We start from the raw sequence: 20240 nt of genomic DNA on the forward strand, positions 1-20240 counted from the left end.
TTGCCCCGTCGTTGACGGGGCTTTTTCTTTTAGGAATCCCCATGACTCACTGGTACGAGCCCTTGCGGGCCATCGTCAGCCTCGGTTCGCAGGCTGACAAGATTGCGCACATGGGCGAGTTGCATGCCGCGCGGCAGCGGCATCTCTCGCAGTTCTTTACTCCTGATGCCATCGCCACGCTAATGTGGGGCGTTGTGGATAGCTGGCGCCCTGGCCGTAAGGTCTCGGTGCTGGACAATTCTGTCGGCTCCGCCCGGCTGTTGCAGTTCGCGGATCCGGCGGTGCACACGCTGTATGGCGTCGACGTGCATGAGCCGACGATTGCCGCTGTCCAGCAGTGTGTAGAGGCCGCCGGCTTCGAAGGAAGCTTCCGCATGGCTGGGATGGAGGAGATTCACCCGCGCCATTTCGACGTGGCGCTGATCAACCCGCCTTTCTCGATTCACCTCGAATCGCCGCATCTGCAGCCTTTTGGCTGCACCACGTGGGGCCGGTTTGGGGCCAACAGTAGCGCCCTCAGCCATGAGTATGCGCTTGCCCAGGCGCTCGAGGCCGCGCAGGTGGTGGTGGCGTTGCTGCCGACGAGCTTTGTCGACCGCTTCGCTAACGTCCTGGATCACCGGGATGCGCACAGCACGGCCGCGCGCCGCCTTGTCGGCATCTTCGATTTGCCGGCCTCGGCCTTCCGCGAGGAAGGCGCCACGGTGCACACCTCCATTGCAGTGTTTGGCCGCTACAGGATGGGGCGCGTCGTGCGCCAGGCGCACGGCGATTTCACCGTCCCGCTGCCCGGCCTGGACCTGAACGTGGACGACCGCCATTTCCAGGAGCCACGCCTGAACCATCAGGTGCTGGACGATACCGGCCCTGCCATCACGCGGCCGGTGACTTCGCAGAAACGGGTACGGATTGCCCATGATGGCCGTCGAATCGTTCTGGGCTTTGAGTGCGGATTCATGGAGGCCATGGTGCTCAACCGGGTGTTTGATCGGCGCATCCTGCCGTTGGACGGCCAGCGCCTGCCACGCGGCATGCGCTATGCCGGCAGCGGGCGCCTCGATCTCGAAGCCTACCTGGTGCAGCACGACCCAATGGCAGCGCTGGACGGCCTTCTGCGGCTGATCCGCGAGGCCGGCGGCGTGGCCGAACTGGCACCGGGCTTCTTGGAGCATTTCCGGAAGCGGCTGCGGCGGAGCGCGCGCCAGGCGACGCCTCTGCGGCACACCGTCTGGACCACCGGTGTGAATGCCGCCGAAGCAATCAGCGGCGTGGCCCTCAAAAGCCATGTTGCGGATCCGCTAAAGTGGGGCAGCCCGGTGATCAAGGCAGGCGACGCCGTAGCATTCGTTCGCCAGCCGGATGGCCGCTACACTTACCAGGCGGGCGGTGCGCAGTTTGTGCTGACGCTGGATGAGCTCATGAGCCGCTATGCGGTCAGCCGGTCGGCCCAGACATGGGAGACGGTGCACGAAGGTCTGTCGGTGAAGTACCCGGGACAGGCACTGGCGCTACGCCGGCGCATGCAGGCGCTCGGCATCCACCGGTGGCTAAACTGGGAATTCCAACAGGATGACCTGGTGGAGCTGCTGCAGAAGCCGTCTGGTGCGGTAGCAGCCTGGGAACAGGGGTGCGGCAAGTCACGGCTCGCCGCGGCGCTGATCCTGCTGGCTGGCGTCAAACATGGCTTGATCGTCGTCGAGGCTAGGCTGGTACCGGAAATGCGTGCCGAGCTGGCGCAGATCCTGCCGCCGGCGGCGGTACACGTTATCGACTCGCCGGAAAGCCTTGCGGCGCTCGGGCAGATCAATCTCATAGCCTACGAGCGGCTGCGCATGCCGGTGTGCCGGGAAGCGTCCCGGCGCGTCACGTATGCCCATCGGCTCCGACGCCGGATTGGCCTGCTGGTGGCCGACGAAGGGGAACGGTTGTCGAATCCGAACAGCGATCAGAGCCGCGCGCTCTGGCAGCTGTCGGCGAGACGCCGCTACATCCTCACCGGTAGCCCTATCGCGAACTACCCGCGGGACGTGTTTGGCCTCATCGCCTTCACGGGTGGTGACGGTACCGGTGCACAGCCCTATGGCTACCGCCGTGGCTATCTGGATAGGCACTGGCTGGCCACCGTGCAGCATGCCCAGCGCGGGGTAGATCGGTTCCGGGATGACTTCGTCGTGCTGGAATGGGTGACATGGGAGTTTGCCGAGAGCCTGCAGGATGGCGCAAAGCGGGAGGTGCCGAAGATCGGCAACTTGCCGCTGTACCGCCAGATGCTGGCGCCGCACGTCAAGCGCCGGCTAGTTTGCGAGCCTGACGTGGCCAGGTACATCCAGATCGATCCACCGGTAGTCGAAGCGGTCGAGACGGACTGGGACCCGGCGCACTTGTCTTTGTATCTGCGCACGGCCGACGAGTTCGCGGATTGGTATCGGGAGATCCGTCGCACCGACGGGCGCTCGAACAACCTGATCGCGATCCTGGCACGCATCCGCGCAGTGCACTTCGCCGCCAACTACCCGCAGCATGGGGTGGACGGGGTGGGGGCGCTGGGGCAGCTCACCAGCAAGCAACGCGCCGTGATTGACCGCTTGAACGCGATCGCCGAGGAAGGAAAGCAGGCCATCCTGTTTGCCGAAAACCCCGGGGTCATCGACCTGATAGCCGGGCAGCTCAAGGCTAGGGGCGTCGAGACGGTGCCGTTCCATGGCGGCATCCCAATCACGAAACGCGTGGCCGACAAGGACAAGCGATTCGTAAATGGCTCGGCCACCGGCCTGCTGTGCACGAAGGGGTCGGGTAGGGCAGGGTACAACCTGCCCAATGCCGACTACGTGCTCTTCTACGACCGCTCGTGGACGTGGCGCATCGAGTATCAGGCGATGCGACGCGCGCTGCGGTGGAACCGGAAGGGCCAGTTGAAGGTGATGTACTTCCACCTGCCGGGAAGCATCGATGTCTACCAGGACCAGATGGTGGCGCACAAACGCGACGCCATGGAAGCCGGGTTGGATTGGGCGACGCCGGAACTGGAGGGCGAAGCGTTCTTGCACATGGATACGCTTCTCGATGCATTTGTCGAGGATCTGGCGGCGCTACACGGCCGCGAGAATCGCGACCAGCGCCAGCTGCTCAAGGAGGCCGCATGAAAGCGAACGAATGCACGGTCACCCTGGGTGAAGGCATGGCGACAATCAAACGCCGCGGAACGCGCGGCACGATTGTTGCCAACGTCCTCGGCACGGTGGAAGCGGATGGGGTGGAGCTCATCTGCCTCGACCGCCTTGTCCATGGCATTTTTGAGAGCGAGCTGGGCGGGTGGCAGGTCAGCGGGGCGGTCACCACCCTGCTGGTCAGGCCGATCGGCCCGTTGCCGGAGAAAGGCACTCAAAATAGCTGAGCTTTCGGGGCAATGTGACGCCCCAAACCACCACAGATAGTTTCCGTAGCGCCCGCTACGGAAGCTCTCTCAGTTGGACCCTTCTCCCAACCCTCCCTACGTGGAGGGTTTTTTTCGGCTCTCCGCCGAATCCGAGGGCAATGGAAGAGCTGACGGCCGAGGTCAGCCAATGGCTCAACGGGGGACCGGTCGATGACCGTCGAATAGCCGCGTGACGGCCGTCGTCGTAAGCTCCCTCGGAACATCGGCCCAAACATCCGCAATTCCAGGGTCGTCGGTGCCGGCAACCCCTCGTACCGAAGCCGACCGTAAACGGTGGCAGGAAAAGGGACCGGCGGGGGCGCGTATGCTGTACCCATTTGACACACGAGGAGCTTGCCATGAAGACGAACGACCTACTGGCGGACGAGCGTGCCACTGACAAGGCGCTGGCGCTACCGTTGCCCCTCGAACTTGCCCGACCAGAATGGGATGACGCCGGGGTGGCTGACTTCGTCGTCTTCACGGAGCCGCCGAAGGCGCCCGGGATACATGCGGTGCTCCAGCACCTGCGCAAGGGTGTCAAGGATGCGAAGAAGCTGGACAAGGGCTCGGAGCGCTACAGCACCCTTGAAGGCTTCGGCCTCCATCGGGAGAACGGCACGAAGCCCCCGACGGTGTTCGTGGAAGACGGGATTCAGTTTCAGCGCATCCAGTATCGCCTGATCGCCTGCACTCACGACCTGACGCCCATTGGCTACTGCACCTTCGACCTAACGCTGAGCCATGGAAGCGGCTGCGCGTTGGAAGTCAATGATGTCTGGGCGGAGCCCGCCTGGCGCGAGCAAGGCATTGGGTCAGCCTTCGCGCAGATTGTGGCGCGGATCGCCGCGGCCACATTGGAAGAGGTGGATTTCCGGTTGGCGGGGGGACTCAGGCATATCAGGTCGATCCCAATCCTTATCGAAGCAGATGTGTACTCGGAATCCGGTGAAGATTTCCTGTTTTCCGTCGGCCGCGCCCTAGAGTACGCAGCCGATGACGTGATGTGGATGTCGTACGCCGGCTTGGATATTGAGGTGGAGCCACGCTGGTGAGTCCCGGACGCGCGTAGCGTCACTCGACGTTTGCCCAGGGCCTCTCGGACCGTGTCATGGCGCTCGACCAGCGCCCGCACGATGGCTGGGCAGACGATTCCGACCGCGTCGCTCGCGTCGCGTTCCAGCTTCTTGATGGCGGAATCGGCACCCAACTGCGCGTCCGCGATCACGTCTTCCAGCAGTTTCGCCTCTTCGATATCGGCTTCGGTCGGCTTGGATTCATCCCGCGGGTAGATTACCCCCAAGAAGCGGGGGCTAGGAACGATTCCCGTGGCAGGCAGTGCCGCATCTGGCGTAGGCGAGCCGATTGGTATATCCTTTCGCCTACTTCAGCGTCCCTGACGCATCGACCTCGCACCACCCGGTGCACAGCTTTTTGCAGTAACGTGGCTTCCCGCTCTGCCGGGCCGCCATGCCTCTCTTTTCTTATCCCATCGGGAACCACGTTCCCGGTGCGGCTACGGGTTCCCATTCGTCTCGGAGAACCCACAAATGCAAATCAGCAACACAACCATCCCGCTGCGCAAGATCCGTCGTCGCGCCAATCCCCGAACCTACCGGAATCCTGGGGAATTCGCGGAACTGCGTGCCTCCGTTAAGCTGCACGGCGTCATACAGCCCATTCTCGTGCGACCCATCCCTCCCGATGGCGACTACGAGTATGAGGAAGTCGCCGGCGAAGGCCGTTATCTTGCCGCCTGGGAAGAGCATGGGCCGGATTATCCGATGCCCATCTTCATCAAGGACATCGATGACGACACAGCCGATACGCTGGCCGGTGTCGAGAATGTTCATCGCGCCGACATGCCGCCTGCAGATGAAGCAGTTTGGGCAGCCAATCTCGTTGGTCGCGTGAAAGGCGACCGAGATGAAGCCGCACGGATTCTCGGCTGGTCGCGAAGCAAGCTGGATAAGCGCCTGGCGCTCATGAACTGCAGCTCGCTCGTTCGGGAGGCTTTGACCCACGAGAAGATCCAGCTTGGCCACGCCGAACTGCTCGCCACGCTCGCCAAGGACAAGCAGGACAAGCTCCTGCCGGTCATCATCAGCGAGAAGAAGTCGGTGTCGGAATTGAAAAAGACCATCGAGGCGGCTGCGTGCAGCCTGGAAGCGGCGATCTTCGACAAGGCCGACTGTGCTGCCTGCCCGCATAACTCCTCGTTGCAGACGGAGATGTTCGGTGAGGCGATTGCCACGGGCAACTGCACTAACCGGGCCTGCTACACCGAGAAGACCGACCGCAAGCTCGATGGCATTGCGTACGGGCTCAGGGAGGAGTACCCGATCGTGCGTGTTATCCGCGCCGGCGACAACCATACCCGCATTCAGCTGAAGGTGGATGGTCCGACCGGCGTCGGCGAGGAACAGGCCAAGGCCTGCCACGCCTGCCAGAATTTCGGCGCCGCGGTGAGCGGGCTGCCGGATTCCATGGGCAAGGTCTATAGCGGTCAGTGCTTTGATACGGCGTGCAACCAGAAGAAGGTGGCCGACCGGATCAAGGCCGAACGTGATGCCGCCGCGGCGCCGGCTGCAAAGCTGTCCGCCGGCAAGCCGGCCGCGGCAACGAAGGGCGACAAGTCCTCCGCTGCTGCGGACAAGCCGGTCACGTCGATCAGCGAGTCGGAGAAAGTGAAGCATTACCGCACCGAGCTCTGGCGCAAGGCGCTGCGCAAGGAAGTCGCGCAGAACGCTGAGCAGGCCAACGCCTATCTGCTGGCCATCGTCCTGAACGGCTTGTCGCGCAATATTGGCGGCGACGTGATGGGCAAATTCTTCGAGAAGCTGACCGAGCAAAAGGTGTCTTCGACCCTCCAAGGTTGCTTGACGGCAGCGCATACCCTCGACGAAGGCCGGCGTCAGCAACTGACGATCGGTCTGACGGTTGCGGCCATCGACGGCATGGAGGTGAGCAACCTTCGGGAACTGTGCCGGTACCACAGGCTGGACCTGCGCAGTCATTGGAACCTGCAGAAGTCGCAGGACTTCCTGGAGATGCTGACCAAGTCCGAGATGAAGGTCCTGGCGGACGAACTGGGTATCCGCAAGGCGCTCGGCGACAACTTCGCCAAGCTGTTCAACAAGCCAAAGCCGGAGGTTATCGCCGGCCTGCTGGCAGTGAAGGACTTCGACTACACCGGCAAGGTGCCGAAGATCCTGAACTACTAGTCCTTCATCCCCATCGGAGGGCGCCAACGGCGCCCTCTGTCTTTTCCCCTTTCCACAGAAAACTTCACCTATGTTCACTGAGCTTGCACCCCTGGTGCGCGCGACCGACAAGGTCGTCCTTACCCTCTCCATGATTGGCGACGCCATGACCGTGGTTGTCATGCCCGTCATCAAGAACGCTGCCGACGCAGCCCTGACGACGCCCCTGTCGCTCACCGCGACGCCGGCGGAGCTCGATGCGGAGTTCGCCGCGACCGTGACGGCCGTGACGGCTTCGCACCGCTCGCTGGCGGAGCAGGCTGAAGCCACCAAATCCATCCTGGATGCGGCCAAGTCTACTCAGGCGAGCAAGGCAACGAAGGCGCTGACAAAGGCGGCTTCGCCCTCGAGCACCGCCCAGTCCAATGAATCGGACGAGGATGACGACGAGGGCGACGCCGCGACTACGGAAGCGAAGGCAGAGGCGAAAGCCGGCACCGACGCTCCCGCGACCACGGGTACCGACCTCGCATCGCTGTTGTAAAGGAGACCGCCATGGCACTCGAAGTCAAGAAGCTCACGCGCGAGTTCTCGTACAACGGCATGAATCTGATGGATCCCGGTCCACAGTTCACGCCTCAGCAGGTGCGCGATGTGTATTCAGCCCAGTACCCCGAGCTCACCACCGCCGCGGTGGACGGCCCGGAGCACAAGGGTGACGTCGCTCGCTACACGTTCGTGCGCGCGGCCGGCGCGAAGGGCGCGGATGCGTAAATCTGACCTCATGAAGGCGCTGTCCACTGGGCATTTCGCCAGCATCAACAAGGAGCCGCCCGAAAGGGCGGTTTTTTTACATTCTGAGGAGACTCAACAATGCTGTTCGATCCTCGGTCGTTTGTTCCTGAACTCGATCCGGGACAACGACCCGCATGGACGTCATACCGACAGCATTCCGCTGCCGGCCGTCGACCTGCCCATGATTTTCTGACGCTGCCGCAGCTGCACGACACCATCCCGGCCACGGCGCGCCTGACCTATGGCGACGAGGTGGAGGTGAAAGACTTGGTGATCGCGCAGTTCGCCGCCGGCGTGCTGCGCGCCAGCGATGTGTCCAACCCGACCAGCGCCGGCGACGCTTTTACCCAAGCCATGTTCGCATGGTTGAATTGCCGTACCCCGGTGTGTCAGCGCTTGCAGTTCGGCCTGACCTTGATCGACCGTGGCGCTGCCATGGACCAGGTCATGCAGTTCGGCTGGGAGGACGGCCTGGAAGCGCCGCTCTACCTGGCCATCGAATTGCCGGAGGAGGAGGTGTACGCGATCGGAGAGGCGCGCGCGGAAGCGATGCGATCCGCTCACCCGTCGCTTCTCTATACCGCCATGAGCATGATCAATGCCGCATGCGGTAAGTCCCTCTTCCTTCGCACGCCAGATATGCTGCTGGATCAGTTCGCCCGGTGGCACTGGGATTACGACTCGACGCTAGCCGACGACGAGAATGCCCGGGAGTTTCTCAAGGAGAACTTCGGCGGCGATGACGCCGATATCGAGCGCTATCTGCCGTCGGTCGTGCGGGCCGAACTGGCACCGGACGACACCCTGCCGAAGCACGCACATGTCGAGGCGGCTTCGGTCCGTCTGCGTGAGCTTGGCCCACGCGCCTTGCGCAAGCTGGCGCGTTCGCATGATGGCTGGCTGAGCGAGGTTTGCACCGCGCTTGCCGACCTCCGGCTGGTGGTGGCCAGAGCGGGGGAGCGGTCTGCCATCGACGGTGCCCAATGGGCTGAGCCGGCGTATTCAGCGGCGACCATTGCCTACCGGCCCAGCGACTATGTGTCGGAAATCCTGGACGACCACTACGACTGCCTGAACAACGCTGGCGACGCCACGATGTTCCAGTGCTTCATTCCGCTTGCTGAGGACGCTACGGCGATCCGCCAGCAGTTCCAAGACTTGGCAGGCATGCTGCAGATCATCGGCGCGCTTGACCGCGTGCTCACACTCATTTCTTCATAGGAGGGCCCCATGGCCGAGATCCTGACCGTTTCGCGGTCGCACGACGTGGCCCTGCAAGGGGCGATTTTGCTTTACGGCCGTTCAGTGGCGGAGTTTTCGTATGCCACCGCGCACCGAATCGAACCCGACGCGACAACCGGTCGCCTGACCATCGGTCCCGGCACGCCGCTCAATCGCCTCGCGCTGATTCAGGCAGTGCGGCAAGTCGCCGAAGCCTCGCTGCCCAAGGGCGAGTTCCTCACGCCCAATGTGGTCTCGATAAGTCCCACCTCGGTCACGTGGTGGTGCCCGGCCGAGCATCGCCGCATCTTCTTTCATTGCAAGGAGTTCGGCGAGTGCAGCGCGGTGGTGCCCCATCCGGCCCTGGTCTTCCAGGCGTCGCACAACGGTTTCCGAGTCTTTGCGCTGCGTGGCGACGATCGGCCGCTACCGGAGACGGTGCTCCACGAGCCACCCTACTTCAACACCTGGGACAACGGGAAGATCTGCATTGGTAGCGCTCATGTGCCCAAGCAGATCGACGTTGCATCCATCGCAGGTTGGGAGGCGGGATTCTTCAATTCCGCCTTCACCCATCCGAACCACGGGGCGCAGCGCGTGAAGTACCAGCGCGGACCCTATGCCTTCTGGAAGGACATGCTCGACGGGAAGTTCCCGGAGTACCCGAAGCAAGTCCTCATCCCCATGAAACGCACGCTGGCCGATCTGATCGCCGGCAAACTGGAGAAGTAATCATGCATCTTGCAGACACTGCCCTGCAGCAGTCCTTTCCGTCCGTCATGGTGCCGCGCTTCGGGCAGCTTGCTGCGATGGAGCGGCCCGGTGAGCGGTTGCTTATCGCGGCCAACGGTGTGTTTCTTGAGATCGCACGTCCGTGGCTGCGCGTGGTGCGCCGGCTCGGCGCATTTCAGCACCGCACCGCCATTCCGTATGGCGAGGCCGCGGAGGCGACCGAACTGCACTGCGGCCGGGTGCCAGCCGAGCTGATCGGCGAGTTCGCCGCGATGGCCCGGGCCGCGTATCCGAAGGAAACTGGCGCATGGATTGTCTGGAATGCCGCTAGCGCGGCGTTTCGGCTGATCCCGGTCGGTATCCTCGAGCACAGCGGCGGGCACTTGAAGTATGAGCGCCCCGTGCTGGCAGATGACGACGTGCTCGTGGTGGATTGCCATTCTCACGGCAGCCATCCCGCCTTCTTCTCGGTGACGGATGACGAGGATGACCGCCATGACGTGAAGTTCGCGTTCGTGATCGGCAACTGTGCGGCGCTCACGCCATCGATGGCACTGCGGCTCTGCGCCAAGGGCATTTTCGAGACGGTGGAGCGAGTGCCAGGCGACTGGTATTCGGCGGCACGCGAGGAGGTGTTGGCATGACCTTCGAGCACCGCATCCCTGTGAACATGGCTAGCCGGGCCTGGAAAGTGATCGTTGTTGGTGCCGGTGGCACCGGCAGCGCGCTGCTACCCAACCTGGCGCGGCTGCACCACGCCATGCTCGAATTGGGCCACCCAGGCGGCATTGACTGTATGGTCTACGACGACGATACCGTCAGCGAGACCAATGTCGGCCGTCAGGGATTCTATCCAGTGGACGTGGGCCAGCCCAAGGCCACCTTGCTGGTCAATCGGCTCAACAACCTGATGGGCACGCGCTGGGAAGCGCGCGTTTGTCGTGTCGGCAGCCGGGACCGCTTCCATTGCGACATGGTGATCGGCTGCGTGGATACCCGGAAGGCTCGCAAGGCCATCCTGGGCGCAATGCAGCGCGGCTCCGGTGGCTATTATCTCGACTGCGGCAACGAGGCCGACAGCGGCCAGGTGATCCTCGGTCAGGTCCGCGGCAGGGCGGCGGAACGGCTGCCCCATGTGGGCGACCTGTTTCCCGAGCTTCTGGACCCGAAGGGGGACAAGAGTGACACGGCGCCGTCCTGCTCGATGGCCGAAGCGCTCAGCCGGCAGTCGCTGGTGATCAACCAGGCGATGGCGGTGCAGGCGTACAATTTGCTCTGGACGCTGTTCCGCACGGGCACCTTGCAGTACTGCGGCGCGTTTGTGAATCTGGCTGTGGGCCGCACGAACCCACTGCCAGTGGATCCCCAAGCCTGGGCACGATTCGGGTATCACTTGCCTGAGCCGAAGGGACGTGCAACCCGCGCAGCCCGCCAGACCGGTTAAGCCCGCCACTTCCGACATTGTCGGAAGTGGCTTTTTTCGTTTGTGGGCGACCTTGGTTGTCGAGCCGCGCCGTGCGCTGCTAAGATCGCGTCACACCTCGCGTCCAGGACGCATCGACCTCGTGGCACTCCGCCACGCTCTATTTTCAACCCGTTGGGGCACCTGCCCTGACGGCGTGCTCCATCCTTTCTCTCGGAGCACGTATGAATGAAAAAATCCAAAGCCAGACCGCGCGCGCTTATCGTCGCGTCTTTGTGACAGGCAGTTGGCTGCCGGATGACGTCGCCGTCGGCGCCTACTGGAATGGCGCGATGTGGAACGGCTTTCCGGTGCCGGTGTTCACCAGCGAGGATGGCGATGCGCTGTGCGCCGTGATGCCGAATCTCGTCTACGTGGCCGGCCGCCGGGCCTTCCTGTTCGACGAAAACGACCACGTCGAATGGTTCCACTCTGCGGTGCATGTCGTGGAAGGCAGGGAACAGCCTCTCTATGCGATCGGTAATGGCTGGTGCTGGCAGTTCGCCGGTTCGGGAACGGATGCCATGGAGGTATCTGGTAGCTACCTGGTACTGCAACTGCGTCCGCAGGTTGGTGTGTGGATCGAGAACCTCGCTCAACAGAATGGTCAGGCACTGGCGCCCTACGTGGAGTTCCTGCTGGCAGGCTTCTGCGAAGAGCGACGGGACGGCCGTCCCAGGTTCGACCTGTCCGGCTTCGAGGCGACGGTCTCCCGGGCCAGGCTCGCGACATCGATTACCCAGGGCCAAGCGGTCCGGGTGCGCGGTGGCGCGTGGCTCGACGTCGTCGACGCGGTCTTGGCGCTCGCTGTAGCAGAGGACGGCGGCGCGCAATCGCGGCTCTCGCGCGAGCGGCTCGCCGAAACCGTGCTGGACAGTCTCGCTCGCGAGCTGGGTGGTGTGGTGTAGACCCCTCCACAATCGGTAGTGGGCCTGCTACCATTACGGCACCTTCCGCGTCTCAGACGCATCGACTCTTCCGGTTGTATAGCCGGACATCTCTTTTCTCCCACCTACGGGCCTTCCTGCCCGTGGGCATGTTGGCCCATTTTTCGTTGAGGCCATCATGATCAAGCGTGTCTTCCTGCTTTTCCTTTGCTTTGCCATGTTCACTGGCTGCGCTGCACAGCCGACTTCGCCGAACACCTACCGGGGTTCCGAAGCGCTGCGCACGAGTAACGCCGAGACTGTGACTGTCGTCCGGGTCCGCCCGGTCACGATCGCCGACACCGACGGCATGCTTTCCGCGAACTCGGGTGTACCCGGTGTTCTCGGCGCCGTCGTCGGCGCGGTGCTCGGTGCCCGCGTCATCGGCAACGGCAACGGTCGTTACTTGGTTGGCGCATTGTCTGGCACTGTCTCCGCGGTTATCGCGCAGACGGCCGCCACCCACCTGAATCGCCGCGATGGTGTGGAGGTCATTGTCCGTACGGACAGTGGCCGCCAGATCGTCGTCACGCAGGACGCAGATCAGCAGTTCGTCACCGGCGAGCGGCTGTATCTCGTCTCTGGCGCCGGCGGCTATCGTCTCACTCGCTAACGGGCTCCAGTCGGAACCCCATTTCCATCCATCTCCCCGCGCGGGCCTTCCCGCGCGGGGGGCTCTGCGCGAACTGGAGCCATCATGTTCGACGTTGCAGAAGCGTCTCCCCTCACCACCCCGATCGAAACGAAGGGGAAGTACATCTTTGAAGTCGCTGACGACGTCCGCCGTCAGCTGCGCAGCGCGGGACTCGAGCCGGAATGGCTCAATGCGGCCAATTTTATGGATGACGATAACGAGGCTATGTACGGCCCGAAATCGTCGCGCCAGTGGCCGCAGATCGGTGCTCGCGAACGGCTCGCCGTCTCCGTGCAGCGTGGCCGGTGCGAAGGCTGGGTGGTCTTTGTCGACCGCATCGGTTACACCGGCGATGCCCCCAACCTGGTCACCGTTGGTCAGAAGCTGTTGATCGCCAAGGTGTTGACCGAGCGCCAAGCGTGGGACACCGTCCGAACAATCAGCAAGCTGTTTGATATCGCCTGAAATTCAGGCCAACCCTTGCAAGCCCGAGAGGGCTTGCCCAACCGTCGCCGGTTCGGCAAGCCGCTTTCACCCGCGTCATTGACGCATCGACCCACTGTTCGGCACTGCCGAACCAACCCATTGCGGGACACTCGTCCCGTCAGGGAAGGGATGTCCCGATCCATTTTGAGGACACCCATGAAACTTCCCAAGTCATTCTTCAAGTCGCCTTCGCAGGGTAACCCCGCCGCACGCGAGGCACTGCGTCGCGACGCATGTCGCGTGCTGCGCCGCTTTGCAGGCGACATGGCGTTGCGCCCGCGCGATTTCACAATCCGCGAGCACCGCCATCGTCGGCGCGACATCAACGTGTTCGCATTGCAGACCGATTCCTTGCTGGTCGAGATCCAACACCCGCCAGGCGCCGAAGGCGTTCGCATGTCCTACCGGACTTGCCGTGGTCGCGATGACCTGAGTGGCGGCCGCGACAATGCCGTCCACGTGCCTTCTCTCTCCACCGATGAAGGCTATGCCAAGCTGCTCACCTCGCTTCGCGTGGTTGCCGGTCGGCGCAGCTGAGGGGCGATCATGACGACCCTTATCAAGGTCACATTCACATCCACGGCAGGCGAGGAGATCAACGGCCAGGCGCAGTTCGAGCCGATGTCCGGGCTTGTTACACTGCCATCGCGACTGCTCGAGCTTGTTCAGCGAGCCAAAGCTGCAGGTGATGGCCATGCCCTCGTTGCCCATGAGGATGGATATCGCTATCCGCTGCAGCCGGTGGAGAATGGTGTCTACCGGCTTGACCGCTCGCGCCGGCATCGGCAAGGTCTATTGGAACAAGCCTGGAAGGCCGTCACAACGCCAACCAAGGAACAGCGACAGCAGTCCGGCCGCTTTGCGCACACGCTGTCGGCTGCTGCCCTCATCGGCGCCAGCGGCTACGTGGGGTCAAGCGACGTATGGACGCTGGGCGCCTTAACCGACGTTCTTAGCCTCGTCGGCGTCGGTGTTGTACTATTTCTCGTAGGCGCAGTTCTTTCCAAAGGAGACTGAGTGATGACTCTCGGCCTTTTTGTATTGATTCTCGGCGGTGCCATTTCGGCCTTCCTGCTTTGGGCAGACCGAAACGGGCGTCGTGTCCATAAGGACTAGGTGTCGCTTAGTCCACACCCAGCCAAGTGACCGTCGCATTCCGCTAACGGCCGGTCTTTGGCTCATCGCATGAACGCACTCCACCGCTGGAGTGCGTTTTTCGTTTTCAGACCCACACGGGCGTCGTCCCGATGGGGGCGGCTCCCTCCCAAAGGAGTATCCCCCATGGATGACATCATCTACGGTGCTGGCACGGCTAGCTATCCCGCCGGCGTTCTGCTGCGCATCGGCCTCTACGAATCGAACCTGCGCCCGGCGATCCAGCTGGTCTGCGCAGACGATGGCATGCCCTATGCCTCGCTCAGCGTGAACGTGCCACAGGCGCCACTGCTCGCCGGCGAATTCTGCGTGGCGGCCGACTGGAACCTTCCCGCGGACATCAAAGCGGCGTTGCTTGCCACTGGCAAGTTCTCCAACACGGGGCGTGGCACCGAGGGAGGTGACCAGTGCGGTGCCGTCTGGCGCATCACGTGTCCAGAGCTGTTGTCGCAATTGGCAGGCGCTCGCATCGTGGCCAGCCGGTCCCGGCCGATTCGTCGCATGGCCGCCGTCGCCTAGCAATTATCCCTTTCTACCCTTTCGGGGCACGTCCCCCGAAGGGGCGTGCTCCGCCCGGAGCCAACATGTACGTAATTCATATCGGCCAGCGGGCCGAGAATCGCACGACGCTTGCCGGCGTGCTGCAGTACCTGAACGACGACCGTGACAGCAAGGCGATGCCGCGCGTCGACGACATTACCGTGCGTCACGTCGAACGTGGCGCGATCCCGGTGGTGCGACTTGCCTCGGGCAACTTTGCGGTTCGCCCGGCTGGGAGCCAGCGCGGCATTCTCACCATGATTCTGGATGAGGTCGACCGCTTTATCGTGCGCGTGGGGGGCAAGATCCTGCGCCCACACGAAATGAGCCGCGCTTCCTGGGGCGCCGTGGTGGCCGCCGGCCGCCTGGCATATTTTCCCGCCGAAGCCATCGACTTGTCGCAGGGCGATGCTGGGCCGCTCTTCCAGACGGCAGACCTTTTTGAAGAGCAGGGGCCGTTCGACATTGCTGAGTTCGTCTGCGGTGAGTTTGTGCGCCGCTTCGGCTACGGCATCAACGGGCCACTGTATGCGCCCAACGCGAGCCCGAACGCTCGACATGAAGTGCACGTTGCCTACGCGCTTCTGCGCGGCGAGAAAGTGCGGGACTGCATCATCAATACGTACCGCGAAAACCCGCAACACGGCCGTCATGACCTCTGGATGAAGCCGCTGATCGAAGTACCGGCCCTGCGCGGCGCTCTGTCGCCCAACGTGCTGCAGGCGCTGTGCCGGATCATGCGTGCCGAGAAGCTGGAAATCACGCCGCACAATGCCAGCAAGCTGCTTGCGGCGCTGCGGCATGTCCCGCGTGATGCCAGTGATGTGCAGCTCGATGACGCTTTGTTCGAGGCTGGGATTCTCCCGCCACGGACTGTACCGACGCCCAAGCCGCCGGCAGGAGAGAACGCCCAGCCGGTGACCAAGCTGGCGGCGACGATCCATGCGCGGATCAGCGAGCGGCAATTTCGCGACAGCATGTACAAGGCCAAGGGCGAGCGAGAAGCGCTTCGCATCAGCCAGCGCGAATTCGATCGCCAGGCCGGCGTCGCCGCGGCCTATCGACTGGCCTATGGCTATGAGTGGCCGAACCGCGTCGCACTCGCGATCATGCAACGAAATGTCGCTGCGCTCCTGCAGATCTTCGATGGCCCGAAGGACTGGAACACCGATTCGAAGCGCGCCTTGCGCGACGAGCTCGGTGTCGACGTTCTCCAATGCGCTGCGGCAACCAGGCGCCGACGGCTTTTCGCACTGTGTGGATTCTCGGAGGCCGAACAGGCCGAATGGGAAGCCAACGAGGTCATCGAAAAGGCGCGGAAGCGCACGGATCGCGAACTGTCGGATGCAACGCATCAGGCCGAGGCGGCCAGGTACCGTCTTGAAACCGGCCAGGTGATGAGCGGACGCGAGTATGTCGACTTATGTATCGATGCAGGCTTCACGCAGTTGATTGACGAGCCTCGCGGGAGTGCCCGGCGCTACTGGATCCACGACCCAGTGAAGCGGACGTCTCGACCGCTACGTGCGAAAGACGGAACGCTCGGCTACGCGCGTGCCCGGCTGGCGCGGATCGCCGCGCCCGAGGCGCTTGCCGCCTGATACTTTCGTCCCCGGCCGCTGGCTGGGGACGCCTTCTTCGACTCACGCAGGGATATCGCGAGCTTTTGATACCTTCTAATCGCAACGACTGCGTTAGTCTTTGCTTGACCCAAGAAGCTCTGTTCGCACTGAAGACCGTTCAGTCCAAACCGAGCTTTACCCGCGTCTCAGACGCATCGACCCCAGCCGGCTCGCCGGCCATTTCTTGCAACTTCCCACAGGGACCCTCCCTGTCGGGACGTCTCTGTGGGCTCCATTCGGTTGTCCCACATGCATCTCCAACACCTGCCGTAGCCCGTTGTGGCGCGTCGTCCGAGACCGCTGCCCGCGACCACGGTCAACTGCCACGCCAGTCCACGCGCGAGCTGCTGCATCGCTCGTCGCGGCTTCTGAACATTTCCATTTCTCTCCTGCGACCGGCTCATTGGCCGTGTTCGCGCCATCCCCATTTCTAGGAGCAATCCATGTCTCATCTCGTGCAAACCATGGCTTACGTTGGCGCCACTCCGTGGCACGGCCTTGGCAACCAGCTGGAAAGCAATCAGCCGCTCGAAGCCTGGGCCGAAGCCGCCGGCATGAACTGGCGAATCGAGGAAACCGATGTGATGTATCGCATCGGCTCCCACGATCTTGATCCAATTCACTCGTTCCCCGAGCAGAAAGTGCTGTTCCGCTCGGATACCAAGAAGCCGCTCTCGACGGTGTCGAAGCGCTATCAGGTCGTTCAACCCGCGGAGATCCTGGAGTTTTACCGCGATCTGACCGAAGTCGGCGGCTACCAGCTGGAAACCGCTGGTGTGCTCAAGGAAGGTCGCAAGCTCTGGGCGCTCGCGCGCACGGGGCAATCGACCAGTATCGCCGGCGTCGACGAGGTCCGGGGCTATCTGCTGCTGGCCACCGCATGTGATGGCACGCTGGCCACCACGGCGCAGTTCACGTCGGTGCGGGTTGTCTGCAACAACACTCTGCAGATCGCGCTTGGGCGCAATCGTGGCGCCGTCAAGGTGCCGCACCGCAGCCAGTTCGACCCGCGCGCCGTCAAGGAAGAACTGGGCATCGCAATCTCGTCGTGGGATGGCTTCATGGTCCGCATGCATGAGTTGGCCGCCCGCAAGGTGAGCCAGGCGGAATCGGAACGGTTCTTCCAGCGTCTGTTCACGTACTCGTGGGCGACACCGGAGTCCGAGGGCCCTACCAAGGTGAACGAGCGCGGCATGAAGTCGGTGCTCAATCTCTTCGATGGCAACGGTCGCGGCGCCACACTGGAATCGGCGGCCGGCACTGCCTGGGGACTGGTGAACAGCGTCACCGAGTACGTCGATCACCGCCAGCGTGCGCGCAATCCGGGCAATCGGCTGGATTCGGCGTGGTTCGGTGCCGGCGCGGTACTCAAGCAGCGGGCCTGGGACGCAGCGCTCGAACTCGTTGCTTGAAGAGCTCATCTCATTGACAAGGCCTCAAGCGAACTACGTTCGATGCCGATGCTTGGCATGGAAGTAGTCGTTTTAGGTCTCCAAAACCCCGGCACTGTCCGGGGTTTTTTTTCGCTCGTTGCTCATGATTCTGATTGATTTCTATTCTCGATACCCCCGCTGGCTGTTCCGGACCTCGCAGACGCCTGCGTTTCAAGGCCGCCACGCCTGCCGCAACACGATCAGGACTGAAGGGCAACGAGTCGCGGAGCGACTTATGCAGCGACAGGCCATCGATGTGGCAAGCTTTCCGAAGGACAGAATTCTCGTACTCTTTTTCGAGTGGCAGGCTCATGTCAGGCAGCATGCAGTGCCGATGGGGTATGACGCCTGGCTGGACCAGCGATATCTGCAGGGCCCCGCGGCCGCGGTGACGCTCAAGCAGAAACGTGTTGTCTTCGAACTAATGCATGGAGCCGTGTTCGAAGTGCGGGGCAAGGACGGACGCCGGCGCCTCTTCCGGGTGCAGTTGGAAAACGACTTTCCCTATGTGTCATTCCGAGACCCAGCGAACGCTGTGAACTATCCGTGGGTGGCTTTCCCTGGTGTCTTCACGCAGGCAGAGCTGATGACCCTGAGACGGGTTTACTGAAGACAAACGCCCGGCATTGCCGGGCGTTTGTCTTTGAAAGAGGGGGTGCGGAAGGGTGCTTTCGGTGTCTTTGGAAGGAACATGTTCCTCAGCAAGGCGTGGGAATCTGCGCCTCGGTTGCTGGGCTGTCGATCGCTGCACCCTCCCTGTGTGGGGGGACGTAGCCGACCGGCTGGATGCGGGCAATGGTGCCGTCCAGGGCGGCATTCGGACCCAACCGGATGGTGCCGGCATACAAGATCCGACCCTTCACGCGTCCATTGATTAGCAGCGAGGCGCGCCCAACGACATCGCCTTCGACCACGCCGTCCACAATGACATGCTCGCCATCGACGTTGCCATGCACCACGCCGCCCGCCGCGATATGGAGCAGCCCACGGGATGCGCCAACATTGCCGGTGACCAGCGCCAGGCAGGTGAAGCCATGATCCGAGACAAGGTCACCGTGAACGCTCATGCCCGCACGTAGCAGGCTGAAAATCGGAGGAGTATCCATAGCTCAGAATATCTTGACGTCGGTAGGGGAGCTTGCATGCTGCGTCGCAGAATTCCGTGTCTGCGCGCCGGATTGCGGTGGCGGTATCGTCTTGGCAGTCGCTGCCACCGTCGCGGTCCTGGTAGGGGTGGTCGCTGCCGCAGGGAGCGCGGCGGGGGCGGGTCGCTTCACCGCCTCCGCCTCCGCCTTCGGCTGCTCTGCCTCTGTGCGCTCCGGCTTTTGCTGTACGGGCTCCACGGTGGCGGAGGGTCCAGATGCGGGTCCATCCACAGGCACTGCCGGCGATGGCGCGACAGTCAACTTGGTCGCCTCGGAATCGGAAACGGCATCACGCTTTCGCAGCCATTCATGGTCACTGGATTCGGCAGTCGCGCGCGCAGGCGCTTCGGAAGCTGCCTGAACCGGTTGGTCACGATCGTTGGCAGCGCGCATTTCTCGCTTCCCGATCGAGGTGCCGATGGCAAACATGGTCGCAGCAGCAGCCACGAAGGCGAGCCCCCACAGTAGCCGCTGATTGCGTCGCAATGCGGCGAACTGTTTGGATGCCGGGGCGGCAGCTGATGTGGAAGACACCCCGGCGTAGCCAAGCTGCGCCACTGGCGCACCTGCTGGCGAGATGTCGATAGTGAGAGGCGGTTGGGCGTAATGAGCATGCAACTGCTCGATGTCACGCATGTCCATCGGGAAGGCTCCGGTGAGAGGAAATCAGTGTCCCGTCGGCTTCGAACTTGTCGGTATCCGGGATGCAGAGTTGGTGAATCGCATTGATGCGTCGTGAGGCGATCTGGATCGTCGTGGTGCGTTCGTCCGGAGAAATGGACCCGAATTCCTGGCTGTAGAGCGTTTCCACGAAGATCCGATCGAATTGCATCAGCAACCTGAGGAGCCGGCCGGCGAAGGAATGGGAAACCTTGACCTCCTTCTCTTCGTGGAACAACGGAATCTCGACCTGGTCGGTCTTCGCAAGCCAACCGAGGGCGCTGCCATACCACTCTTCCGCGGCGCGAAAGGCTTCGTCCAGCGCTTTGACTTTCCCGTCTCGAGCCACGACAAATTTGGCCGAGCAATAGTAAAAATGTGCGTCGAGGAAGTCGCGCGCGAACTTCGAGTAGTAGGCGTGGAGGGTGGAGGAGGCTGTCGTCGGCGTGAGCCGGCTTAGGCGCTCTTCACTGTTATGGCGCTCAATGGGCCTGAGCCCACTGGGGGGTTTCTTGGGTGGATCCTGGTCGGCCATTTTTCCATGTTTTCAGGTCGCTCTCTCAGGTTGAAATTGTCGAGCACATTCGGACACCGAATGACTTTGAAACATATGCCAAATAGCCGAGCTTTCGTATTCTTTGCCCGGAATATTCTGTGCCACAATGCTTTCACACCTCGCGTCACTGACGCATCGACCCTGACTCCTGGCGAGTCCATCTTCTGCTTCAAGTCGTGCATTTGCGCACGCGCCGACTGGTTGGCTACCAGTGTGGATATTCCTTGTGCTAAGTGTTTTCGCCGAACACTTCCC

Annotated in this window: 22 protein-coding genes; 19 read left to right on the forward strand and 3 right to left on the reverse strand. The window is 62.6% G+C overall.

Features of this window, described 5'->3' with window-relative positions:
* Nucleotides 1-41 precede the first annotated feature (41 nt).
* The 19 genes from J8I82_RS33430 (at nucleotide 42) to J8I82_RS33520 (ending at nucleotide 18234) form a co-directional block, all read left to right on the forward strand.
* On the forward strand, nucleotides 42-3143 hold the full coding sequence (locus J8I82_RS33430; protein WP_209763950.1) for a DEAD/DEAH box helicase: 3102 nt from the start codon (nucleotides 42-44) through the stop codon (nucleotides 3141-3143).
* Entirely contained in the window at nucleotides 3140-3394 is a 255-nt protein-coding gene (locus J8I82_RS33435) for a hypothetical protein (protein ID WP_209763951.1), read from the forward strand. The genes J8I82_RS33430 and J8I82_RS33435 overlap by 4 nt, the downstream gene beginning before the upstream one ends.
* Before the next feature lie 380 nt (nucleotides 3395-3774).
* Nucleotides 3775-4470 (forward strand): hypothetical protein, encoded by a 696-nt coding sequence (locus tag J8I82_RS33440; RefSeq protein WP_209763952.1) that lies wholly within the window; start codon nucleotides 3775-3777, stop codon nucleotides 4468-4470.
* Nucleotides 4471-4965: 495 nt separating this feature from the next.
* Complete coding sequence (locus J8I82_RS33445; protein ID WP_209763954.1) at nucleotides 4966-6639, forward strand: PRTRC system ParB family protein; 1674 nt, start codon at nucleotides 4966-4968, stop codon at nucleotides 6637-6639.
* 70 nt (nucleotides 6640-6709) lie between these two features.
* A complete protein-coding gene (locus J8I82_RS33450; RefSeq protein ID WP_116386099.1) occupies nucleotides 6710-7162 on the forward strand; it encodes a PRTRC system protein E in 453 nt (150 codons plus the stop codon).
* An 11-nt stretch (nucleotides 7163-7173) separates the two neighbouring features.
* Nucleotides 7174-7392: a PRTRC system protein C gene (locus tag J8I82_RS33455; RefSeq protein ID WP_209763956.1), complete on the forward strand. Its 219-nt coding sequence runs from the start codon at nucleotides 7174-7176 to the stop codon at nucleotides 7390-7392.
* A 99-nt stretch (nucleotides 7393-7491) separates the two neighbouring features.
* Entirely contained in the window at nucleotides 7492-8634 is a 1143-nt protein-coding gene (locus J8I82_RS33460; protein WP_245180426.1) for a PRTRC system protein F, read from the forward strand.
* Between the two features lie 9 nt (nucleotides 8635-8643).
* Nucleotides 8644-9366, forward strand: coding sequence for a PRTRC system protein B (locus J8I82_RS33465; RefSeq protein WP_209763958.1), 723 nt, complete (start codon nucleotides 8644-8646; stop codon nucleotides 9364-9366).
* A gap of 2 nt (nucleotides 9367-9368) precedes the next feature.
* The gene (locus J8I82_RS33470) at nucleotides 9369-10010 is read left to right on the forward strand and encodes a PRTRC system protein A (protein WP_209763959.1); all 642 of its coding nucleotides are present in this window, start codon (nucleotides 9369-9371) and stop codon (nucleotides 10008-10010) included.
* Complete coding sequence (locus J8I82_RS33475; protein WP_209763960.1) at nucleotides 10007-10810, forward strand: PRTRC system ThiF family protein; 804 nt, start codon at nucleotides 10007-10009, stop codon at nucleotides 10808-10810. The genes J8I82_RS33470 and J8I82_RS33475 overlap by 4 nt, the downstream gene beginning before the upstream one ends.
* Before the next feature lie 203 nt (nucleotides 10811-11013).
* Nucleotides 11014-11736, forward strand: a complete 723-nt coding sequence (locus tag J8I82_RS33480) for a hypothetical protein (RefSeq protein ID WP_209763961.1) — start codon at nucleotides 11014-11016, stop codon at nucleotides 11734-11736.
* Between the two features lie 157 nt (nucleotides 11737-11893).
* The gene (locus J8I82_RS33485; protein ID WP_209763962.1) at nucleotides 11894-12367 is read left to right on the forward strand and encodes an outer membrane lipoprotein; all 474 of its coding nucleotides are present in this window, start codon (nucleotides 11894-11896) and stop codon (nucleotides 12365-12367) included.
* Between the two features lie 84 nt (nucleotides 12368-12451).
* Entirely contained in the window at nucleotides 12452-12853 is a 402-nt protein-coding gene (locus J8I82_RS33490; protein WP_209763963.1) for a hypothetical protein, read from the forward strand.
* 177 nt (nucleotides 12854-13030) lie between these two features.
* Nucleotides 13031-13411: a hypothetical protein gene (locus J8I82_RS33495; protein ID WP_209763964.1), complete on the forward strand. Its 381-nt coding sequence runs from the start codon at nucleotides 13031-13033 to the stop codon at nucleotides 13409-13411.
* A gap of 9 nt (nucleotides 13412-13420) precedes the next feature.
* Nucleotides 13421-13891, forward strand: coding sequence for a hypothetical protein (locus J8I82_RS33500; protein ID WP_209763965.1), 471 nt, complete (start codon nucleotides 13421-13423; stop codon nucleotides 13889-13891).
* Nucleotides 13892-14155: 264 nt separating this feature from the next.
* Nucleotides 14156-14548: a hypothetical protein gene (locus tag J8I82_RS33505; RefSeq protein WP_209763966.1), complete on the forward strand. Its 393-nt coding sequence runs from the start codon at nucleotides 14156-14158 to the stop codon at nucleotides 14546-14548.
* A gap of 65 nt (nucleotides 14549-14613) precedes the next feature.
* On the forward strand, nucleotides 14614-16170 hold the full coding sequence (locus J8I82_RS33510) for a hypothetical protein (RefSeq protein ID WP_209763967.1): 1557 nt from the start codon (nucleotides 14614-14616) through the stop codon (nucleotides 16168-16170).
* Nucleotides 16171-16634: 464 nt separating this feature from the next.
* Nucleotides 16635-17603 carry a DUF932 domain-containing protein gene (locus tag J8I82_RS33515; protein WP_209763969.1) on the forward strand — a complete coding sequence of 323 codons (969 nt, stop codon included), beginning with the start codon at nucleotides 16635-16637 and terminating at the stop codon, nucleotides 17601-17603.
* Nucleotides 17604-17859: 256 nt separating this feature from the next.
* Entirely contained in the window at nucleotides 17860-18234 is a 375-nt protein-coding gene (locus tag J8I82_RS33520) for a hypothetical protein (protein WP_245180427.1), read from the forward strand.
* A gap of 88 nt (nucleotides 18235-18322) precedes the next feature.
* Here J8I82_RS33520 and J8I82_RS33525 read toward each other — a convergent pair whose 3' ends face one another.
* From J8I82_RS33525 to J8I82_RS33535, 3 genes are read right to left on the reverse strand one after another with little or no spacing between them, the layout of a single operon-like run.
* Nucleotides 18323-18730 carry a polymer-forming cytoskeletal protein gene (locus J8I82_RS33525; RefSeq protein WP_209763973.1) on the reverse strand — a complete coding sequence of 136 codons (408 nt, stop codon included), beginning with the start codon at nucleotides 18728-18730 and terminating at the stop codon, nucleotides 18323-18325.
* A gap of 3 nt (nucleotides 18731-18733) precedes the next feature.
* A complete protein-coding gene (locus J8I82_RS33530) occupies nucleotides 18734-19411 on the reverse strand; it encodes a hypothetical protein (protein WP_209763974.1) in 678 nt (225 codons plus the stop codon).
* The gene (locus tag J8I82_RS33535) at nucleotides 19398-19964 is read right to left on the reverse strand and encodes a hypothetical protein (protein ID WP_209763975.1); all 567 of its coding nucleotides are present in this window, start codon (nucleotides 19962-19964) and stop codon (nucleotides 19398-19400) included. The genes J8I82_RS33530 and J8I82_RS33535 overlap by 14 nt, the downstream gene beginning before the upstream one ends.
* Nucleotides 19965-20240 lie beyond the last annotated feature (276 nt).

Origin of the sequence: Cupriavidus consociatus, from assembly GCF_017814975.1 — a bacterium.
GTDB lineage: Bacteria > Pseudomonadota > Gammaproteobacteria > Burkholderiales > Burkholderiaceae > Cupriavidus > Cupriavidus consociatus.

Coding starts and splice junctions, on each gene's coding strand:
- J8I82_RS33455 (WP_209763956.1), top strand. CDS start 7,174: ATGGCACTCGAAGTCAAGAAGCTCACGCGCGAGTTCTCGTACAACGGC.
- J8I82_RS33535 (WP_209763975.1), bottom strand. CDS start 19,964: ATGGCCGACCAGGATCCACCCAAGAAACCCCCCAGTGGGCTCAGGCCC.
- J8I82_RS33475 (WP_209763960.1), top strand. CDS start 10,007: ATGACCTTCGAGCACCGCATCCCTGTGAACATGGCTAGCCGGGCCTGG.
- J8I82_RS33520 (WP_245180427.1), top strand. CDS start 17,860: ATGCAGCGACAGGCCATCGATGTGGCAAGCTTTCCGAAGGACAGAATT.
- J8I82_RS33490 (WP_209763963.1), top strand. CDS start 12,452: ATGTTCGACGTTGCAGAAGCGTCTCCCCTCACCACCCCGATCGAAACG.
- J8I82_RS33450 (WP_116386099.1), top strand. CDS start 6,710: ATGTTCACTGAGCTTGCACCCCTGGTGCGCGCGACCGACAAGGTCGTC.
- J8I82_RS33500 (WP_209763965.1), top strand. CDS start 13,421: ATGACGACCCTTATCAAGGTCACATTCACATCCACGGCAGGCGAGGAG.
- J8I82_RS33510 (WP_209763967.1), top strand. CDS start 14,614: ATGTACGTAATTCATATCGGCCAGCGGGCCGAGAATCGCACGACGCTT.
- J8I82_RS33480 (WP_209763961.1), top strand. CDS start 11,014: ATGAATGAAAAAATCCAAAGCCAGACCGCGCGCGCTTATCGTCGCGTC.
- J8I82_RS33470 (WP_209763959.1), top strand. CDS start 9,369: ATGCATCTTGCAGACACTGCCCTGCAGCAGTCCTTTCCGTCCGTCATG.
- J8I82_RS33460 (WP_245180426.1), top strand. CDS start 7,492: ATGCTGTTCGATCCTCGGTCGTTTGTTCCTGAACTCGATCCGGGACAA.
- J8I82_RS33435 (WP_209763951.1), top strand. CDS start 3,140: ATGAAAGCGAACGAATGCACGGTCACCCTGGGTGAAGGCATGGCGACA.
- J8I82_RS33440 (WP_209763952.1), top strand. CDS start 3,775: ATGAAGACGAACGACCTACTGGCGGACGAGCGTGCCACTGACAAGGCG.
- J8I82_RS33505 (WP_209763966.1), top strand. CDS start 14,156: ATGGATGACATCATCTACGGTGCTGGCACGGCTAGCTATCCCGCCGGC.
- J8I82_RS33530 (WP_209763974.1), bottom strand. CDS start 19,411: ATGGACATGCGTGACATCGAGCAGTTGCATGCTCATTACGCCCAACCG.
- J8I82_RS33515 (WP_209763969.1), top strand. CDS start 16,635: ATGTCTCATCTCGTGCAAACCATGGCTTACGTTGGCGCCACTCCGTGG.
- J8I82_RS33465 (WP_209763958.1), top strand. CDS start 8,644: ATGGCCGAGATCCTGACCGTTTCGCGGTCGCACGACGTGGCCCTGCAA.
- J8I82_RS33430 (WP_209763950.1), top strand. CDS start 42: ATGACTCACTGGTACGAGCCCTTGCGGGCCATCGTCAGCCTCGGTTCG.
- J8I82_RS33445 (WP_209763954.1), top strand. CDS start 4,966: ATGCAAATCAGCAACACAACCATCCCGCTGCGCAAGATCCGTCGTCGC.
- J8I82_RS33525 (WP_209763973.1), bottom strand. CDS start 18,730: ATGGATACTCCTCCGATTTTCAGCCTGCTACGTGCGGGCATGAGCGTT.
- J8I82_RS33495 (WP_209763964.1), top strand. CDS start 13,031: ATGAAACTTCCCAAGTCATTCTTCAAGTCGCCTTCGCAGGGTAACCCC.
- J8I82_RS33485 (WP_209763962.1), top strand. CDS start 11,894: ATGATCAAGCGTGTCTTCCTGCTTTTCCTTTGCTTTGCCATGTTCACT.